The sequence below is a fragment of the Caballeronia humi genome (genome assembly GCF_001544475.1).
GTDB lineage: Bacteria > Pseudomonadota > Gammaproteobacteria > Burkholderiales > Burkholderiaceae > Caballeronia > Caballeronia humi.
In genome coordinates this window covers 92957-108672 of the sequence record NZ_FCNW02000011.1, presented here as the reverse complement: position 1 = coordinate 108672, position 15716 = coordinate 92957, and the positions used below count along the sequence as shown (strand labels likewise).

The following is a 15716-nucleotide window of genomic DNA, read 5'->3' as shown; positions in this document are numbered from 1 at the left end:
TTTACACCGGTACCGGCGGCTCTTCGTGCAGCACGCCGTCGCGCAGTCGCATGATGCGGTCGCAGCGCGCCGCGAGATCGGGATCGTGCGTGACGATCACGAAGCTCGTCTCCAGCGTCTGCGACAGTTCCAGCATCAGGTTGAACACCGTGTCCGCCGTGCCGCCGTCGAGGTTGCCGGTGGGTTCGTCGGCGAGCACGCAAGCCGGACGCGTCACGAGCGCCCGCGCGATCGCTACGCGCTGCCGCTCGCCGCCGGACAATTCGCCCGGCCGATGCTTCGCCCGATGGCCGATGCCCACGCGCTCCAGCATCTGCATCGCCTCCCGACGCGCTTCGTCCTCCGACTGGCGGCGGATGCGCAGCGGCATCGCGACGTTGTCGAGCGCGGTGAATTCCGCGAGCAGATGGTGAAACTGATACACGAAACCGAGCGCGCGGTTGCGCAGGTCGTTGCGCTCGCGCTCCTTCAGTTCGGTAAACGGCTTGCCAAGCAGCGAGACGCGACCCGCGCTTGGTTCGTCGAGGCCGCCGAGCACGTGCAGCAGCGTGCTCTTGCCCGAGCCCGACGCCCCGACAATCGCGAGCTTCTCACCGCGAAACACCTGCAACTGCGCGTTGTCGAGCACCTGCACATTGAAGCCGCCCTGCACGAACGTCTTCGAAATCGACGATGCCTCCAGCACGACGTCCTTGTTCACATCACTCATACCGCAGGGCCTCCGCCGGACGAACCTTCGCGCCGCGCCAGCTCGGATAGAGCGTCGCGAGCGACGACAACACAAACGCGATGATGCCGATCTTCGCGACATCGGCGGGGACGAGTTCCGACGGCAGCTCGCTGATGAAGTACACCGAAGGCGGCAGGAACTGCACGCCGATCATGTGCTCGATCATCGGCACGAGCCACGGAATGCTCCACGCGATCAGGCACCCGAGCGTCACGCCGAGCGCCGTGCCGATGAAGCCGATCGTCACGCCCTGCACCACGAAGATCTTCATGATCGAGCCCGGCTGCGCGCCGAGCGTGCGCAGGATCGCGATGTCGGCCTGTTTGTCGGTCACGGTCATCACGAGCGACGACACGAGGTTGAACGCCGCCACCGCGATGATCAGCGTGAGGATGATGAACATCATGCGCTTCTCGATCTGCACGGCGGAGAACCACGTCTTGTTCTGCTGCGTCCAGTCGCGGATGTAGAGATCGCCGGAGAGCATGCGCGCCAGTTGATGCGCGACTTCGGGCGCGCGCTGCATGTCTTTGAGCTTCAGGCGCACGCCGGTCGGCGCGGGCAGGCGGAACAGCGCCTGTGCGTCCTTGATCGAGATGAGCGCGAGCGTCGAGTCATACTCATAGTGCCCCGATTCGAACACGCCGACGACCGTGAACTGCTTCAGGCGCGGCATCATGCCGGCCGGCGTGATCGTGCCTTCGGGCGCGACGAGCGTGATTTTGTCGCCGGTGGTGACACCGAGGTTGGTCGCGAGATCGGCGCCGAGCACGATGCCGAATTCGCCCGGCACGAGGCTCGCGAGCGATCCGGCGCGCATTTCCTTGCCGATATCCGACACCTGCGGCTCGAGCGACGGCTCCACGCCGCGCAGCGCGACGCCGCTCACGGCACCCTGGCGCGTGAGGAGCGCCTGCGCCTCGACGTAGGGTGCCGCTCCGATCACCTCCGGATTGCGGCGCGCTTCCTGCGCGGTGAGTTCCCAGTTGGGCATCGAGCCGGTCGGCGAGAAGATTTCGACGTGCGAGAGCACCGACAGCATGCGGTCACGGACTTCCTTCTGGAAGCCGTTCATGACCGACAGCACCACGATCAGCGCCGCGACGCCGAGCGCGATGCCCGCCATCGACACGAGGGCGATGAACGAGATGAAGCCGTTGCCTGTCGTGCGTTTGCCGGCGCGGGTGTAGCGCCAGCCGATCTGCCATTCGTAGGGTAGTTTCAAGCGAATCCTTTCTTTATTGCAATTCATGCGCGCGAAGCGGCGGCGCGCTCCGAGCGCCCGACGCGAGCTGAGCTTATATACGCACGCGGGCGTCCGTCTACCGAACATCCGCGGCGCGAAAACCGGCCACCGATCAAGCCGGGAGTTTGCCATACATGGGAGGAGCAAGACGAAGCGGCGGCGTGGCCGAAGCATTGGTTCGGGAAGCGGAATATCGGGAAGCAGCAGAATCATTCTCTAAGTCGTTGATAATTATCGAGACAGCACGGTGACTTATTACGAAGATTTCATGACGATCCTCGCTGCGCTGCTTTCTCATCAGAATTTCCCGATCGCAGTCGACAAGCTTTTCGTCGGAATTTCGGTTCGACAAAGCGGAAATACGATCACTGAGCCGGACCGGTCGAAGTGGAACAGGTCGATGAGTGAAATGGTGTCGCATCTGGTCAATTTCCCCGAACTGACTCAGATGCTGTCTTTGCCGTCCCATGCACTCGCGACCGTCCCCTATCAGCAACTCGATCAAGATGTGCGACAGCTTCGCGCTGCGATAGCCGAGCGCAATCAGGTCATCGAACGGCTGGTCGGCTCAACGTCATGGAAACTGACGCGCCCGCTCCGTGCACCGCTCAGACTGCTAAGAGGTGAAGTCAGCATCCGGGATGCGCTGCGCTTTATCTTCTGAGGCAGTGAAAGTGACGCTTGCTGTCGCACGCGTCACTGCTGATAGCCGTACAAAGCACGCCCGACTCTGGTTACGGTGTGTCCGCGAGTTGCATGCGTGCATACCAGACCACCGGCCTTGCCAAGACAGCAACGTGCTTATATAAGCTTGGTGGCTGGGGAACGATATTTCGGGAATGTGTTCTCGGCGCTTAACCTATCATCAGCGGGTGACGATTCATGTTCGAAACAAAGGTCGGCTTCGCAAGCGAAATGGCGGACGAAGGCAGGAAATCCGAAGCCCTTGGCTGGAACGGCGTCAGCAAACCGTCTAACGAAAATCCACACGACGAAACTCTGATCTTCGATATTGGCGTAAATGCCGGGGAAGACACATCGTTCTATCTGGAAAAGGGCTTTCGGGTGGTCGGCGTGGAAGCCAATCCACGCATATTCGCGCAGTTGCAGGTCACGTTCGCTGCCGCCATCGCCGACGACTCTCTTACGCTCCTGAATATCGGCATCTGGAAGGAAGCCTCGACACTGCCCTTCTACGTCAACCTGGACAACGATCATTGGAGTTCGTTCGACCCGGCCTACGGATGTCGCGACAACACGCGTCACGAAATCATCAATGTGCCGTGCTTCACCATCGAATCTCTTGTGAAAAAATTCGGCGTTCCGAGATATTTGAAGGTCGATATCGAGGGTGGAGACAAACTTGTACTCGCTGATTTGGCGAAAATCCGGCATCTCCCTCCTTTCATATCGGTCGAGGAATTCGGCAATCACACGCTCCCTGAATTATTTAAAGCGGGATATCGGCAATTCAAAATCGTCCCTCAGCGAACAAAGGAACAGTCCACGTCCGGGGAGACGCAAAAGGAAGGCTTTCACGTCGAACGAGTATTCACCGGGAAAGATTCAGGCGTGTTCGGACTCGACCTCGCCGGCGACTGGCTGAACTACGATCAAGCGTTGCTCAGATTTCGACAATGCGTTCGTACGGCGGACGGAAAAAGCGCCGGTCCCGCGGATGAGTGGTTCGACGTTCATGCGGCGCTCGGCGAATCATCGATGACGCCACCCTCTTCGATCCGGTGGCTCTGGACATTGGCGCGCAAGCTTCGCGCGAAACTGGAGCAGCAAACACAAACCACCGAGCGGCACCTGCTCGACGCAGATCATCGCGTTCAGCACGCCGAGCAGGCACATGAAGCGACGAAGCGCGCGCTCGAGGATGAGCGGCGCCTTCGCATCGATGCCGAGCACGCTCTCGAAACGGCGCAGCGGATCTGCACTGACGAACAATACCTTCGCACGCAGGCCGAAGAGCAATCGGCGGTCTTGCGGCAAAAACTCCTCGCAGCCAACACGCATATCGCGGATCAGGGAGCGCAGTTGCGCACCGTGCAGTCCGATTTGGCGACAATCCGGTCCTCGCGCACGTGGCGTCTGTTTGCTCCTTATCGGCGCGTACGAGCACGTTTCTCGGCGCGGTGAGGTATGGTTCGACGTTGCATCGCTGAACAAGCCTTCGCTTCAATTCCCGTGAGGAAACGTCCCGGAGGCGGCTGTTAGAATTCGAGGTTCGCCGAGCCGAGTTGTGCGCACATGAAATCCGAGAGAAACGACGACCTGCAATGCCTGAGAGCCATAGCGATTCTGCTGGTGATCATGCAGCACTACCGGAGCAGGCTTCCGACTCCCGACATCTACGCGAAACTGTTTGATCACTTTGCATTTTGGCCTGGAGTCGACATTTTCTTCGCGATTTCGGGTTTCCTGATTTGCCACTCGTTTCTAAGGGACATTCATCAGACGTCCTCGCTGCGCGAAGCATCCATCACATTCTGGGCGCGGCGCTGGGGAAGACTCTTCCCGGCGGTTGCATTCTGGAGCGCAGCTTCAATCTGCATCGCGGCTTTCGTGCCATCCAGCCCGAACGTCGACGTCGGCAAGGTTGCCACTGGCGCTCTCGCTGCAATTTCCGGCATCTCTAACGCGTACTGGGTGCATTGCGTCCAGCTTGGCGGACTGACTTGCGGCAATGCAGATCTGAACGGCGTCACTTGGTCGCTATCGCTCGAATGGCAGTTGTATGCCGTGCTGACGGCGTTGATCTGCCTCATCGGCGCCCGATGGGCGGTTGCCACCATGCTGCTCGCGGCCGCCATCATGTCCCTGTTTCCTGCGCCCAGTTTTTCCGTGATGTGGGCATTCCGCCCTCAGGCGTTCGCACTCGGCGCACTCGCCTTTCTCGCGCTTCGTCAGAGTGACGCGTTGCCGGTGCTGCGCCTGCCGCGTTTTATCGCGACGGTTTTACTCATCGCCGGCGTTTTCGTGTGCATCACTGCCCCGCCACATTTGCCGCAGCCCTTGGTCGTTCCCGTGATCGCAGCGGGCGCGCTGCTGTGCCTGCTGTCAGGGCTGTCAGGGTCCGCTTACTCCGGGTCAGCGATGCTGTCGCCGATGATCTGGATCGGCGAACGCTCCTATTCGATTTACCTCTGCCACCTTCCGATGCTCCTCGTCACAAGGGAAATCATGGTGCGAACGGTAGGTCTGGCCGTCGATATTCCGCACGTGCTGGTCGCGGTGGCAGTGGGCGGGACACTGATCGCCACCTGCGGCGAACTCTCTTTCCGCTTCATCGAAGTGCCCTTTCAGAAGACGGTTCGACAAGCGCTCGTGCGCAGACGCATCTCGCGGCAAAGCGTTTGATTGATTTCGTGCTGGCCGCCTGTCGATTTGAGTTGCGCCTAGCCTGAACTATCGACGCAAACGCCCGCGGTGCTGCATCGCTTACATCGCCTTAACGGCGCGCTTCTCCTGTCGAAGATGCAGGCCGCAGTTCCGGCGGCGACATAAACGCCCGAGGCTCTTCCGCCTCGCTCGAACTGCCCCGCCTTTGCCCTACAATGCGCACCATCATGCCCGTTCACGACCTCCACCTCCTGCTCCCGTTCGCGCTGCCTGCCGCCGCGGACGCCGCGACCGCGCTGCACAACCTCGATACGCCCGCCCTCGAAAAGCTGCTCGCCCGAGCGACGCTCGACGAGCGCGTGATCGGCGAGGATTTTCAGCGCACTTTGCCGCACGAGCGCTGGATCGCGCGCCAGTTCGGCGTGGCGAACGCATCGGCCGAGGCTGCGGCGGACGAGGCACCGCTCGCGCCCTACATGCTCCTCGCCGACGGCGGCACGCCCGGCGATGCGCTCTGGGCCTGCATCGAGCCGGTGCACGTGCGTATCGCGCACGACCATCTGGTGCTGATCGACCCGGCGACGCTCGAAGTCTCCGACGACGAAGCCCGCACGCTTTTCCAGATCGTGAAGCCGCTTATAGAAGATCTGGACGTCGACGTCCAGGCGCCGCGCGCGACGCGCTGGTACGTCAGCGGCGCGAGCCTCGGCACGCTGACGGGCGCGTCACCGCTGCGGGCGAGCGGACGCAACATCGAAATCTGGCTGCCGCACGAAGCGAAGACCGGCCAGCGCTCGCGCGCGTGGATGAAGCTGCAGAACGAAGTGCAGATGGCGTGGTTCGAGCATCCACTGAACGAGTCGCGCGAGGCGCGCGGCCTGCCCGCGATCAACTCGATCTGGCTGCACGGACAAGGCGCGTACCGCACGGTCACAAGCCCGTTCGCCCGCGTGATGTCCGATGCCGCCGCGACGCGCGGCGTCGCGCTCGCCTCCGGTCTTTCTCCCGAGACACCGCCTACGTCGTTCGCGGCGCTGGCGTCGAGCAGCAGCGACACCGGCCGCACGCTCATCGAACTCGATCCATTCTCCGCGCCCTTCATCGAGCAGGACTGGGCGCGCTGGAATGCCTCGCTTCAGCAACTCGAAGCCGACTGGTTCGCGCCCGCCCTCGCCGCCTTGAACGACGGCTCGCTCGGCACGCTGCGCATGACGCTTTGCAGCGACACCGGCTCCGTCACGCTCACCGTCACGCGCGGCACCTTGCGCAAATTCTGGCGCCGCCGTCCGATCGCCGCACTTTTCATCGAATGAACGACAGCATGACTCGAATCATCACCCGCGCCTCTTCCCCCGCCGATGCCGAAGTGCTGATGCGCCACGGCCTGCATCCGGTGATCGCGCGGCTGTACGCGTCGCGTGGCGTGTCGTCGCCGGATGAGATCGAGATCGAGCTGAAGAAACTGCATGCGCCCGTCGGACTGAAAGGCTGCGACGAGGCCGCCGTCGTCCTCGCCGATGCGCTCGCCCAGAAGCGCCGGATGCTGGTCGTCGCCGACTACGACTGCGACGGCGCCACCGCCTGCGCCGTCGCCGTGCGCGGCCTGCGCATGTTCGGCGCGCAAATCGACTATCTCGTGCCGAACCGCTTCGAATACGGCTACGGCCTCACGCCGGAAATCGTCGAACTGGCGGCGCGACGCCCGGCCGGCAAGCCCGAACTGCTGATCACGGTGGACAACGGCATCGCGAGCGTCGACGGCGTTGAAGCGGCGAACGCGCTCGGCATCGACGTGCTCGTCACCGATCATCACCTGCCCGGCGACGAGTTGCCGCCCGCGCGCGCGATCGTCAATCCGAACCAGCCGGGCTGCTCGTTCCCGAGCAAATGCATCGCGGGCGTCGGCGTGATGTTTTACGTGCTGCTTGCACTGCGGGCCGAACTGCGCCGCCGCAACGCCTTCACCGATGCGAACCCCGAGCCGCGCTTGGATGGCCTGCTCGATCTCGTCGCGCTGGGTACGGTCGCGGACGTCGTCAAGCTCGATCCAAACAACCGGATTCTGGTCGCGCAAGGTCTCAAGCGGATTCGTGCGGGACGCATGCAGCCGGGCATCGCCGCGCTCTTTCGCGCAGCCGGCCGCGACGCGCGCGTGGCGTCGGGCTTCGACATGGGTTTCGCGCTCGGGCCGCGCCTGAACGCGGCGGGACGGCTCGCGGACATGTCGCTTGGCATCGAGTGCCTGACGACCGACGACATCGGCCGCGCGTGGGAACTCGCGCAGCAGCTCGATTCGATCAACCGCGAGCGTCGCGAGATCGAAGCGGGCATGCAGCAGCAGGCGCTCGACGAACTGCAATCGATCGATCCCGCCGATTCCGCCACCCTCACGCTCTTCAACCCTGACTGGCACCAGGGCGTGATCGGGATCGTCGCGGGGCGGTTGAAGGAGCGCTTCCATCGGCCGTCGTTCACGTTCGCGCACGCTGACGAAAGTGGCGTGCTGTCGAAGGGATCGGGGCGATCGATCCCTGGTTTTCATCTGCGCGACGCGGTCGATCTGATCTCGAAGCGCGAGCCGGGGATGATCGTCAAGTTCGGCGGCCACGCGATGGCGGCGGGCCTCACGATCGCCACCACGGACATCCCGCGCTTCACGACGGCGTTCGAGAAGATCGGGCGCGAATGGTTGACGGCTGAAGCGCTCTCGCGCGTCGTGGAGACGGACGGCGAACTCGAGGACGCGTATTTCACGCCGCAATTCGTAGAGTTGATCGATGCGGCGGTTTGGGGGCAAGGGTTTCCGGCGCCGGTGTTTTCGGGCGAATTCGACGTGGCGTCGCAGGCTCTGGTGAAGGACAAGCATCTGAAGCTACAGCTCGTACGCGGACGGCAGCGCTTCAACGCGATCTGGTTCAACCACGTCGATACGCTGCCCGCGCGAGCGATGGTGGCATACCGGCTCGTCAGCGATACGTGGAACGGCGTGGCTAGGGTGCAGATGGTCGTGGAGCATGCGGCAGGCTGAGCGCCGCCCTGCCGCCCCGCGCCGCTCCCGCCCGCGCTTCAGAAACATCCGATCGGCTATAATTTCCCCTTTTCATCAAGCCGAAAAGATCGAACATGGAAGCGGAACGTCTCAACTCGATCGAGAACCTTCTCGCCGACCTGCGCCGCCGCGCGGCCGAGCTTCGGGGGTATCTTTGACTACGACGCAAAAGCCCAGCGTCTAGAAGAAGTCAACAAGGTCCTCGAAGACCCGAACGTCTGGAACGACTCCAAGAACGCGCAGGCGCTTGGCCGGGAAAAGAAACTGCTCGACGGCGTCGTCACGACGCTCACCGATCTCGATAACGACCTGCGCGACACGCAGGATCTCTTCGACATGGCCCGCGAAGAAAGCGACGAGGAAACCCTCGTCGCCTGCGAAACAGATACGGCCGCGCTTGAAAAGCGCGTCGAAGACATGGAATTTCGCCGGATGTTCAGCAATCCGGCCGATCCGAACAACTGCTTCATCGATATTCAGGCCGGCGCCGGCGGCACCGAAGCGTGCGACTGGGCTGCGATGCTGCTGCGCCAGTACCTGCGCTACTGCGAGCGCAAGGGCTTCAAGACCGAAGTGCTCGAAGAATCCGAAGGCGACGTCGCGGGCATCAAGAGCGCGACCGTGAAAGTCGAGGGCGAATACGCCTACGGCTATTTGCGCAGCGAAACCGGCGTACACCGGCTCGTGCGCAAGTCACCGTTCGATTCGTCGGGGGGGCGGCATACGTCGTTTTCGTCGGTGTTCGTGTACCCGGAAATCGACGATTCGATCGAAATCGAGATCAATCCCGCCGATATCCGCACGGACACGTATCGCGCGTCCGGCGCGGGCGGCCAGCACATCAACAAGACCGATTCCGCGGTGCGTCTTACGCACGGGCCGACCGGCATCGTCGTGCAGTGCCAGAACGACCGCTCGCAGCACCGCAACCGGGCGGAAGCGATGCAAATGTTGAAGGCGAAGCTCTACGAGTTCGAAATGCGCAAGCGCCAGGTCGAACAGGACAAGCTCGAATCGAGCAAGACGGACGTGGGCTGGGGCCACCAGATCCGCTCCTACGTGCTCGACAACAGCCGCATCAAGGATCTGCGCACCAACGTCGAAATCAGCAACACGAAGGCTGTGCTCGACGGCGATCTCGACGACTTCATCAGCGCCAGCCTGAAACAGGGCGTGTAAGCGCAAGCGGCGCGGCTGATTCAAAGCCGCGCCGCGTCATTTTCAGCAGGCGCACTGCCCGGCTCGCACGCCGCGCCACCGCCCAACCGAATTCAAAGCCAACCAACATGACCGAACCGACCCAGACGAGCGCCGCTCCCGAACTGGAAGAAAACCAGATCGTCGCCGAGCGTCGCGAGAAACTGCGCGCGCTGCGCGAGCAAGGCATCGCGTATCCGAACGATTTCCGTCCGACGCATAAGGCCGCCGCGCTGCAATCCGAATATGCCGAGTCCGACAAGGAAGCGCTCGAAGCCAATCCGCTTCAGGTGGCGCTTGCCGGCCGGATGATGCTGAAGCGCGTGATGGGCAAGGCGAGCTTCGCGACCGTGCAGGACGGCAGCGGCCAGATCCAGTTCTTCATCACGCCGGCGGACGTCGGCGCGGAAGTCTACGACGCGTTCAAGAAGTGGGACCTGGGCGACATCGTCGCGGCGAAAGGCGTGCTGTTTCGCACGAACAAGGGGGAATTGTCGGTGCGTTGCACGGAATTGCGGCTGCTGTCGAAGGCGCTTCGCCCGCTGCCGGACAAGTTCCACGGGCTGGCCGACCAGGAAATGCGCTATCGCCAGCGCTACGTCGATCTGATCGTCACGCCGGAAGCGCGCCAGACGTTCATCGCGCGCACGAAGGCGTTCACGTCGATCCGCAATTTCATGGCGCGCGCGAACTTCATGGAAGTCGAAACGCCAATGCTGCATCCGATTCCCGGCGGCGCGGCGGCCAAGCCCTTCGTCACGCATCACAACGCGCTCGACATGCAGATGTTCCTGCGCATCGCGCCCGAGCTTTACCTGAAGCGGCTGATCGTCGGCGGCTTCGAGCGCGTGTTCGAGATCAACCGCAATTTCCGGAACGAAGGCGTGTCGCCGCGTCACAATCCGGAATTCACGATGATGGAGTTCTACGCCGCGTACACGGATTACCAGTGGCTGATGGACTTCACCGAAGCGCTGATCCGCGAGGCCGCGATCGACGCGCGCGGCACGGCGTCGATTACTTATCAGGGCCGCGAACTCGATCTCGGCAAGCCGTTCCATCGCTTGACGATCGTTCAGGCAATTCAGAAATTCGCGCCGCAGTACACCACCGGGCAACTCGCCGATAGCGCGTTTTTGCGTACGGAACTGAAGAAATTCGGCGTCGATGCGGGACAGCCGCAGTTTCTCAACGCGGGCGTCGGCGCGTTGCAACTCGCACTCTTCGAGGAAACGGCCGAGTCGCAATTGTGGGAGCCGACTTTCATCATCGACTATCCGATCGAGGTGTCGCCGCTGGCGCGCGCGTCGGATACGGTCGACGGCATCACCGAGCGGTTCGAACTGTTCATCACCGGCCGTGAGATCGCGAACGGTTTCTCGGAGCTGAACGATCCGGAAGACCAGGCCGCGCGCTTCCAGAAACAGGTCGACCAGAAAGACGCCGGCGACGAAGAAGCGATGTACTACGACGCCGACTACATCCGCGCACTCGAATACGGCATGCCGCCGACAGGCGGCTGCGGCATCGGTATCGACCGGCTGGTGATGCTGCTCACCGATAGCCCGAGCATCCGCGACGTCATTCTCTTTCCGCATCTGCGTCGCGAAGACTGACGCCGGTTCACCACCGCAAATCAGCGAAAACGCGCGCCCTAGGTGCGCGTTTTTTTTGCAGGGCATTTGTAACTAACGGTAAGACCTCGACGGTTCGCTCAGTCGGCGACGCGCGCAGAACATGCACTGGCATTCATCCTGCTTGTAAATGTAAAACGTAGCGCAGGGACTAGTTACAAAATGAAATGCCTGCCAGATCGTTTTCCCCGACACTACTTACCAACGACATCAAGCCTCGAAACGGAGGTCAAACATGGACAACATCAACGATAAAACGCCGCGTCGCCTGCATCCGCTGGTCGCGACTGCTGCGGGCGCCGTGATCGTCGCGAGCCTCGCCGCGACGGCCGCCATTACCGGCATCTTCCCGAAAGCGTCGAGCACTCTCGCGCAGAATGGGCAGACGCAATCGGCTGCAGTTTCGACTCAGCCCGCGGTCGATCCGAACCTGGCCCAGCAACAGGCAGCGCAGCAGCAAGCGGCGCAACAGCAAGCGGCACAACAGGCCGCCGCGCAGCAGCAAGCCGAACAACAACGCGCGGCCCAGCAAGCCGCAGCACAACAGCAACAACAACTGGCTCAACAAGCGGCTCAACAAGCGCCGCAGCCCTCTTACGCGCAAAAGCCGGCGTACTGCTCGACATGCGGCACGGTCGAAGCCATCAGCGCCGTGCGGCGCGAAGGACACGGCACAGGCATTGGTGCGGTGGGTGGAGCGGTTGCGGGCGGCGTGGTCGGCAATCAATTCGGCAGCGGGCACGGCAGAACCGCGATGACGTTGCTCGGCGCACTCGGTGGCGGTCTCGCGGGCAACTCCGTCGAAAAGCACATTCGCAGCGAAACCGATTACTCGGTGCGCGTTCACATGGAAAACGGCAAGACTCGCTATTTCACCTATCACGAAGCACCGCCGTTTCAACAAGGCCAACGCGTTCGCGTCCAAAATGGCGCGCTTGTCGCGGGATAATCTTTCAATCGAAGCCTGAAAAGCAAAACGGCGATTCCTGAAGGAATCGCCGTTTTGCCGCGTCTTGCTCTACACCTCGCCGCGCAAATCAATAATCCGCATCTTCGATCCACGCAGCCTGGATCGCCTCCAGAATTCTCTCATTCGACGCCTGAGGATCGTCGTCGAAGCCATCCAGTTCAGTGATCCAGCGATGCAAGTCCGTGAAGCGCACATTTTGCGGGTCCACGTCCTGATGCGCATCGGTGAGCGCCATCGCGATGTCCTGCGTGTCTGTCCACTTCATGGGCGTTTCTCCTGTCAGTGATTTTCTTTGGCGTGATTGATGGAGTAGCGCGGGATCTCGACCACCAGATCCTCTTCGGCCGGCACCATCGCCTGACATGATAACCGCGATGTCGGCTCGAGGCCCCAGGCCTTGTCGAGCAGATCATCCTCGTCTTCCTCCGACGGCACCAGCGCGTTGAACCCTTCCCGGATGATCACGTGGCAGGTCGTGCACGCGCACGACTTCTCGCAGGCGTGCTCGATCTCGATACCGTTATCCAGCAGGTTGTCGCAGATGCTTTTCGACAGATCCGCGTCAATCACGGCGCCGTCCGGGCACAGTTCCACATGAGGCAGTACAACGATTTGAGGCATGAGTGTTCCGTAGATTCGATGGTTCGATCAGACGTCGTCGAGCTTGCGGCCCGCGAGCGCGCGGCGAATGCTCTTGTTCATCCGGCGCGCGGCGAACTCGTCGGTGGCGACGGCGAGCGCCTTGGTCGCGGTGTCGATCGCGTCGAGATTGTCCGCGCTCGTGACGGCAGCCAGTTCGGCGACGAGGGCGTCGATTTGCGCGCGTTCGTCGTTGTCGAGGAGTTCGGCGTCGGCTTCCAGCGCCGCCTGGGTCGCGTCCACGAGACGTGTCGCATCGACTTGCGCTTCACGCAACGCGCGGGCGCGCATATCGACTTCGGCCGTCTTGAAGCTCTCTTCGAGCATGCGGGCGACGTCGTCGTCGGCGAGGCCGTAGGACGGCTTCACCACCACCGACGCCTCCACGCCCGATTCCTGTTCACGCGCGAAGACGGACAGCAAACCGTCCGCGTCGACCTGATATGTCACGCGGATGCGCGCCGCGCCCGCCGCCATCGGCGGGATGCCGCGCAGCTCGAAGCGCGCGAGCGACCGGCAATCGGCGACGAGTTCGCGCTCGCCCTGCACGACGTGGATCGCCATCGCGGTCTGGCCGTCCTTGAACGTCGTGAAATCCTGCGCGCGCGCGACGGGAATCGTCGAATTGCGCGGGATGATCTTTTCGGTCAGGCCACCCATCGTTTCGACGCCGAGCGACAGCGGGATCACGTCGAGCAGCAGCCATTCGTCGCCTTCGCCGCGACGGTTTCCCGCGAGCAGGTCGGCCTGGATCGCGGCGCCGAGCGCCACGACCTGATCCGGATCGAGATTCGTGAGCGGCGGCTGGCCGAAATACTGCTCGACCGCGCGCCGGATCACCGGCATGCGCGTCGCGCCGCCGACGAGCACGACGCCCTTGATGTCCGCCGGTGCGACTCTGGCGTCGCGCAGCGCCTTGCGCGTCGGCGTGAGCGTGCGGGCGACGAGCGCGTCGGTGAGCGTCGCGAATTGCGTTTCGGTGATCGTGATGTCGATGTGCTTGCCGTCCGACAGCGTCACGTCGAGGCGCGTTTCGGATGCTTCCGAAAGTGCTTCCTTCGCCGAACGCACACGGTCGAGCAGAAGGCGCACGTCCTCGGCCGTGTTCACCTGGAGACCCGCCTCGGCCACGGCGTGCCGATACAGCACGGCGTCGAAATCGTCGCCGCCGAGCGCGGAATCGCCGCCCGCCGCGAGCACTTCGAAGACGCCCTTGGTGAGCTTCAGAATCGACAGGTCGAAGGTGCCGCCGCCCAGGTCGTACACGGCGTACAGCCCTTCCGACGCGTTATCCAACCCGTAGGCAATCGCCGCCGCGGTCGGTTCGTTGAGAAGTCGCAGCACGTTCAGGCCGGCGAGCCGCGCGGCGTCCTTCGTCGCCTGGCGCTGCGCTTCGTCGAAATAGGCGGGCACCGTGATCACCGCGCCGACGAGATCGTCGCCGAGCGTATCTTCCGCGCGGTAGCGCAGCGTCGCCAGAATCTCCGCCGATACCTCGACCGGGCTCTTCACGCCGTCGATGGTCTGGATCTGCACCATGCCGGGCGCGTCGATGAAGTCGTACGGCGCGTTCTCCGCTCCTTCCACCTCGCTCTTGCCGCGTCCCATGAAGCGCTTGACCGACACGATCGTATTGAGCGGATCGATTGCCGCTTCGTCCTTCGCGATCCGGCCGATCCGCCGCCCGCCCTTCTCGAGATAACGCACAACGGACGGCAGCAGCACGTGGCCGTCCTCGTCGGGCAGAACTTCGGGCACGCTGTTGCGCACGGCGGCGACCAGCGAGTTGGTCGTCCCGAGATCGATGCCGATCGCCACGCGCCGCTGATGCGGCGCGGGCGCCATGCCGGGTTCTGATATTTGCAGTAAAGCCATCGTTGTTTTAGTGGGGGTTATTCGCGCAAGCCGCGCTCACGCGTGTTCGAGCTTTTCGATCTGCGCGCCGGTCTCGCTCGCCACGCGCTCGATGAACATCAACTGGCGCACGGCTTCGCCCGCCGCCTGGTCCGAATGGCTGTCGATCAGCGCCGCGAGCTTGTCGAAGCGGATGCGCTCTTCGTCGCGCAGTTCGTCGAGCAGCGCTTCGAGCGCGCCGAGATTCTTCGCGGCGGCCGCGTCCTCGATGCTCTCGCGCCATTCCATCTGCTGCATCAGGAACGCGGGTTCCATCGCCGTGTTGTTCTCCGCGCCAACATCGACGCCGCGCAGCGCCAGCATGTAGCGCGCGCGCTTCAACGGATCGCGCAGCGTCTGGTATGCCTCGTTCGCGCGCGTCGCCCATTGCATCGCGATGCGGCGCTGCGCGTCACCGGCCGCGGCGAAGCGGTCGGGATGCACCTGCGCCTGCACGGTGCGATAGGCGTCGTCGAGCGTGGGTTGATCGACGGCGTAGACCGGCGGCAGATGGAACAGGTCGAAGTGGCTGTCGTTGAGCGTTGCCATGATTTACCCAGTGAGCCGGATGCTTTAAACGATGCGGGACCACGAAAGAAAAAGGCGGCACATGCCGCCTCTTTGGCCGGTACTCCCGGCGTCAAACGCGAAACGACTCGCCGCAGCCGCACTCGTCTTTCGCGTTCGGATTGTTGAAGCGGAAGCCTTCGTTCAAGCCTTCTCGCGCGAAGTCGAGCTCGGTGCCATCGAGATAGGCGAGGCTCTTCGGATCGATGATGATCTTCACACCCGCCGACTCGAACACCTGGTCTTCCGGCGCGAGTTCATCGACATACTCGAGCTTGTACGCGAGGCCCGAGCAGCCCGTCGTGCGCACGCCCAGACGCAGGCCGACGCCCTTGCCGCGTCGCGCCAGATACTTCTGCACGTGCTGTGCTGCCTTATCCGTCAACGTGATTGCCATAGTCTCTTGTTCTCGCAGCCGCTCGTCCGCCGCTCGCCCCTTTCGG

The 15716-nt window shown here is 62.8% G+C and carries 15 protein-coding genes; 8 read left to right on the top strand and 7 right to left on the bottom strand.

Translation table 11 applies throughout. The annotated features are described in order from the left end of the window. Window position 1: 1 nt before the first annotated feature. Together lolD and AWB65_RS13605 are read right to left on the bottom strand one after the other, a co-directional pair. The gene (gene lolD, locus AWB65_RS13610; protein WP_087667651.1) at window positions 2-709 is read right to left on the bottom strand and encodes a lipoprotein-releasing ABC transporter ATP-binding protein LolD; all 708 of its coding nucleotides are present in this window, start codon (window positions 707-709) and stop codon (window positions 2-4) included. Further along, window positions 702-1955: a lipoprotein-releasing ABC transporter permease subunit gene (locus AWB65_RS13605; RefSeq protein ID WP_087667650.1), complete on the bottom strand. Its 1254-nt coding sequence runs from the start codon at window positions 1953-1955 to the stop codon at window positions 702-704. Before AWB65_RS13605 ends, lolD begins: the two co-directional genes overlap by 8 nt. 289 nt (window positions 1956-2244) lie before the next feature. Between AWB65_RS13605 and AWB65_RS13600 the strand changes: the two genes are divergently transcribed. From AWB65_RS13600 to AWB65_RS13565, 8 genes are all read left to right on the top strand, one after another. Further along, window positions 2245-2640 carry a hypothetical protein gene (locus AWB65_RS13600; RefSeq protein WP_125474127.1) on the top strand — a complete coding sequence of 132 codons (396 nt, stop codon included), beginning with the start codon at window positions 2245-2247 and terminating at the stop codon, window positions 2638-2640. A gap of 218 nt (window positions 2641-2858) precedes the next feature. Beyond that, on the top strand, window positions 2859-4121 hold the full coding sequence (locus AWB65_RS13595; protein ID WP_087667648.1) for an FkbM family methyltransferase: 1263 nt from the start codon (window positions 2859-2861) through the stop codon (window positions 4119-4121). Between the two features lie 111 nt (window positions 4122-4232). Then, window positions 4233-5342 carry an acyltransferase family protein gene (locus tag AWB65_RS13590; protein ID WP_087667647.1) on the top strand — a complete coding sequence of 370 codons (1110 nt, stop codon included), beginning with the start codon at window positions 4233-4235 and terminating at the stop codon, window positions 5340-5342. 197 nt (window positions 5343-5539) lie between these two features. After that, window positions 5540-6637, top strand: a complete 1098-nt coding sequence (locus tag AWB65_RS13585; RefSeq protein ID WP_087667646.1) for a regulator — start codon at window positions 5540-5542, stop codon at window positions 6635-6637. 8 nt (window positions 6638-6645) lie between these two features. Further along, on the top strand, window positions 6646-8352 hold the full coding sequence (recJ, locus tag AWB65_RS13580; protein WP_087667697.1) for a single-stranded-DNA-specific exonuclease RecJ: 1707 nt from the start codon (window positions 6646-6648) through the stop codon (window positions 8350-8352). A gap of 95 nt (window positions 8353-8447) precedes the next feature. Further along, window positions 8448-9552, top strand: a protein-coding gene (gene prfB / locus AWB65_RS13575; protein WP_125474126.1) for a peptide chain release factor 2 whose coding sequence is annotated in 2 segments (ribosomal slippage) — window positions 8448-8528 and window positions 8530-9552 — 1104 coding nt in all. Because the reading frame shifts where the segments join, the coding sequence is not laid out codon by codon here. A 107-nt stretch (window positions 9553-9659) separates the two neighbouring features. Then, window positions 9660-11186 (top strand): lysine--tRNA ligase, encoded by a 1527-nt coding sequence (gene lysS, locus AWB65_RS13570; protein WP_087667645.1) that lies wholly within the window; start codon window positions 9660-9662, stop codon window positions 11184-11186. 253 nt (window positions 11187-11439) lie between these two features. Beyond that, entirely contained in the window at window positions 11440-12153 is a 714-nt protein-coding gene (locus AWB65_RS13565; protein WP_087667644.1) for a glycine zipper 2TM domain-containing protein, read from the top strand. Window positions 12154-12241: 88 nt separating this feature from the next. Here the strand turns inward: AWB65_RS13565 and iscX are convergent, their stop codons facing one another. The 5 genes from iscX to iscA form a co-directional block, all read right to left on the bottom strand. Then, window positions 12242-12439: a Fe-S cluster assembly protein IscX gene (gene iscX / locus AWB65_RS13560; protein WP_087657176.1), complete on the bottom strand. Its 198-nt coding sequence runs from the start codon at window positions 12437-12439 to the stop codon at window positions 12242-12244. A 14-nt stretch (window positions 12440-12453) separates the two neighbouring features. Then, entirely contained in the window at window positions 12454-12795 is a 342-nt protein-coding gene (gene fdx / locus AWB65_RS13555; protein ID WP_087667643.1) for an ISC system 2Fe-2S type ferredoxin, read from the bottom strand. 27 nt (window positions 12796-12822) lie between these two features. Next, on the bottom strand, window positions 12823-14688 hold the full coding sequence (gene hscA, locus AWB65_RS13550; protein ID WP_087667642.1) for a Fe-S protein assembly chaperone HscA: 1866 nt from the start codon (window positions 14686-14688) through the stop codon (window positions 12823-12825). 36 nt (window positions 14689-14724) lie between these two features. Further along, window positions 14725-15255 (bottom strand): Fe-S protein assembly co-chaperone HscB, encoded by a 531-nt coding sequence (gene hscB / locus AWB65_RS13545; protein ID WP_087667641.1) that lies wholly within the window; start codon window positions 15253-15255, stop codon window positions 14725-14727. A gap of 91 nt (window positions 15256-15346) precedes the next feature. Beyond that, complete coding sequence (gene iscA, locus AWB65_RS13540) at window positions 15347-15670, bottom strand: iron-sulfur cluster assembly protein IscA (protein WP_035937934.1); 324 nt, start codon at window positions 15668-15670, stop codon at window positions 15347-15349. Window positions 15671-15716: the final 46 nt, after the last annotated feature.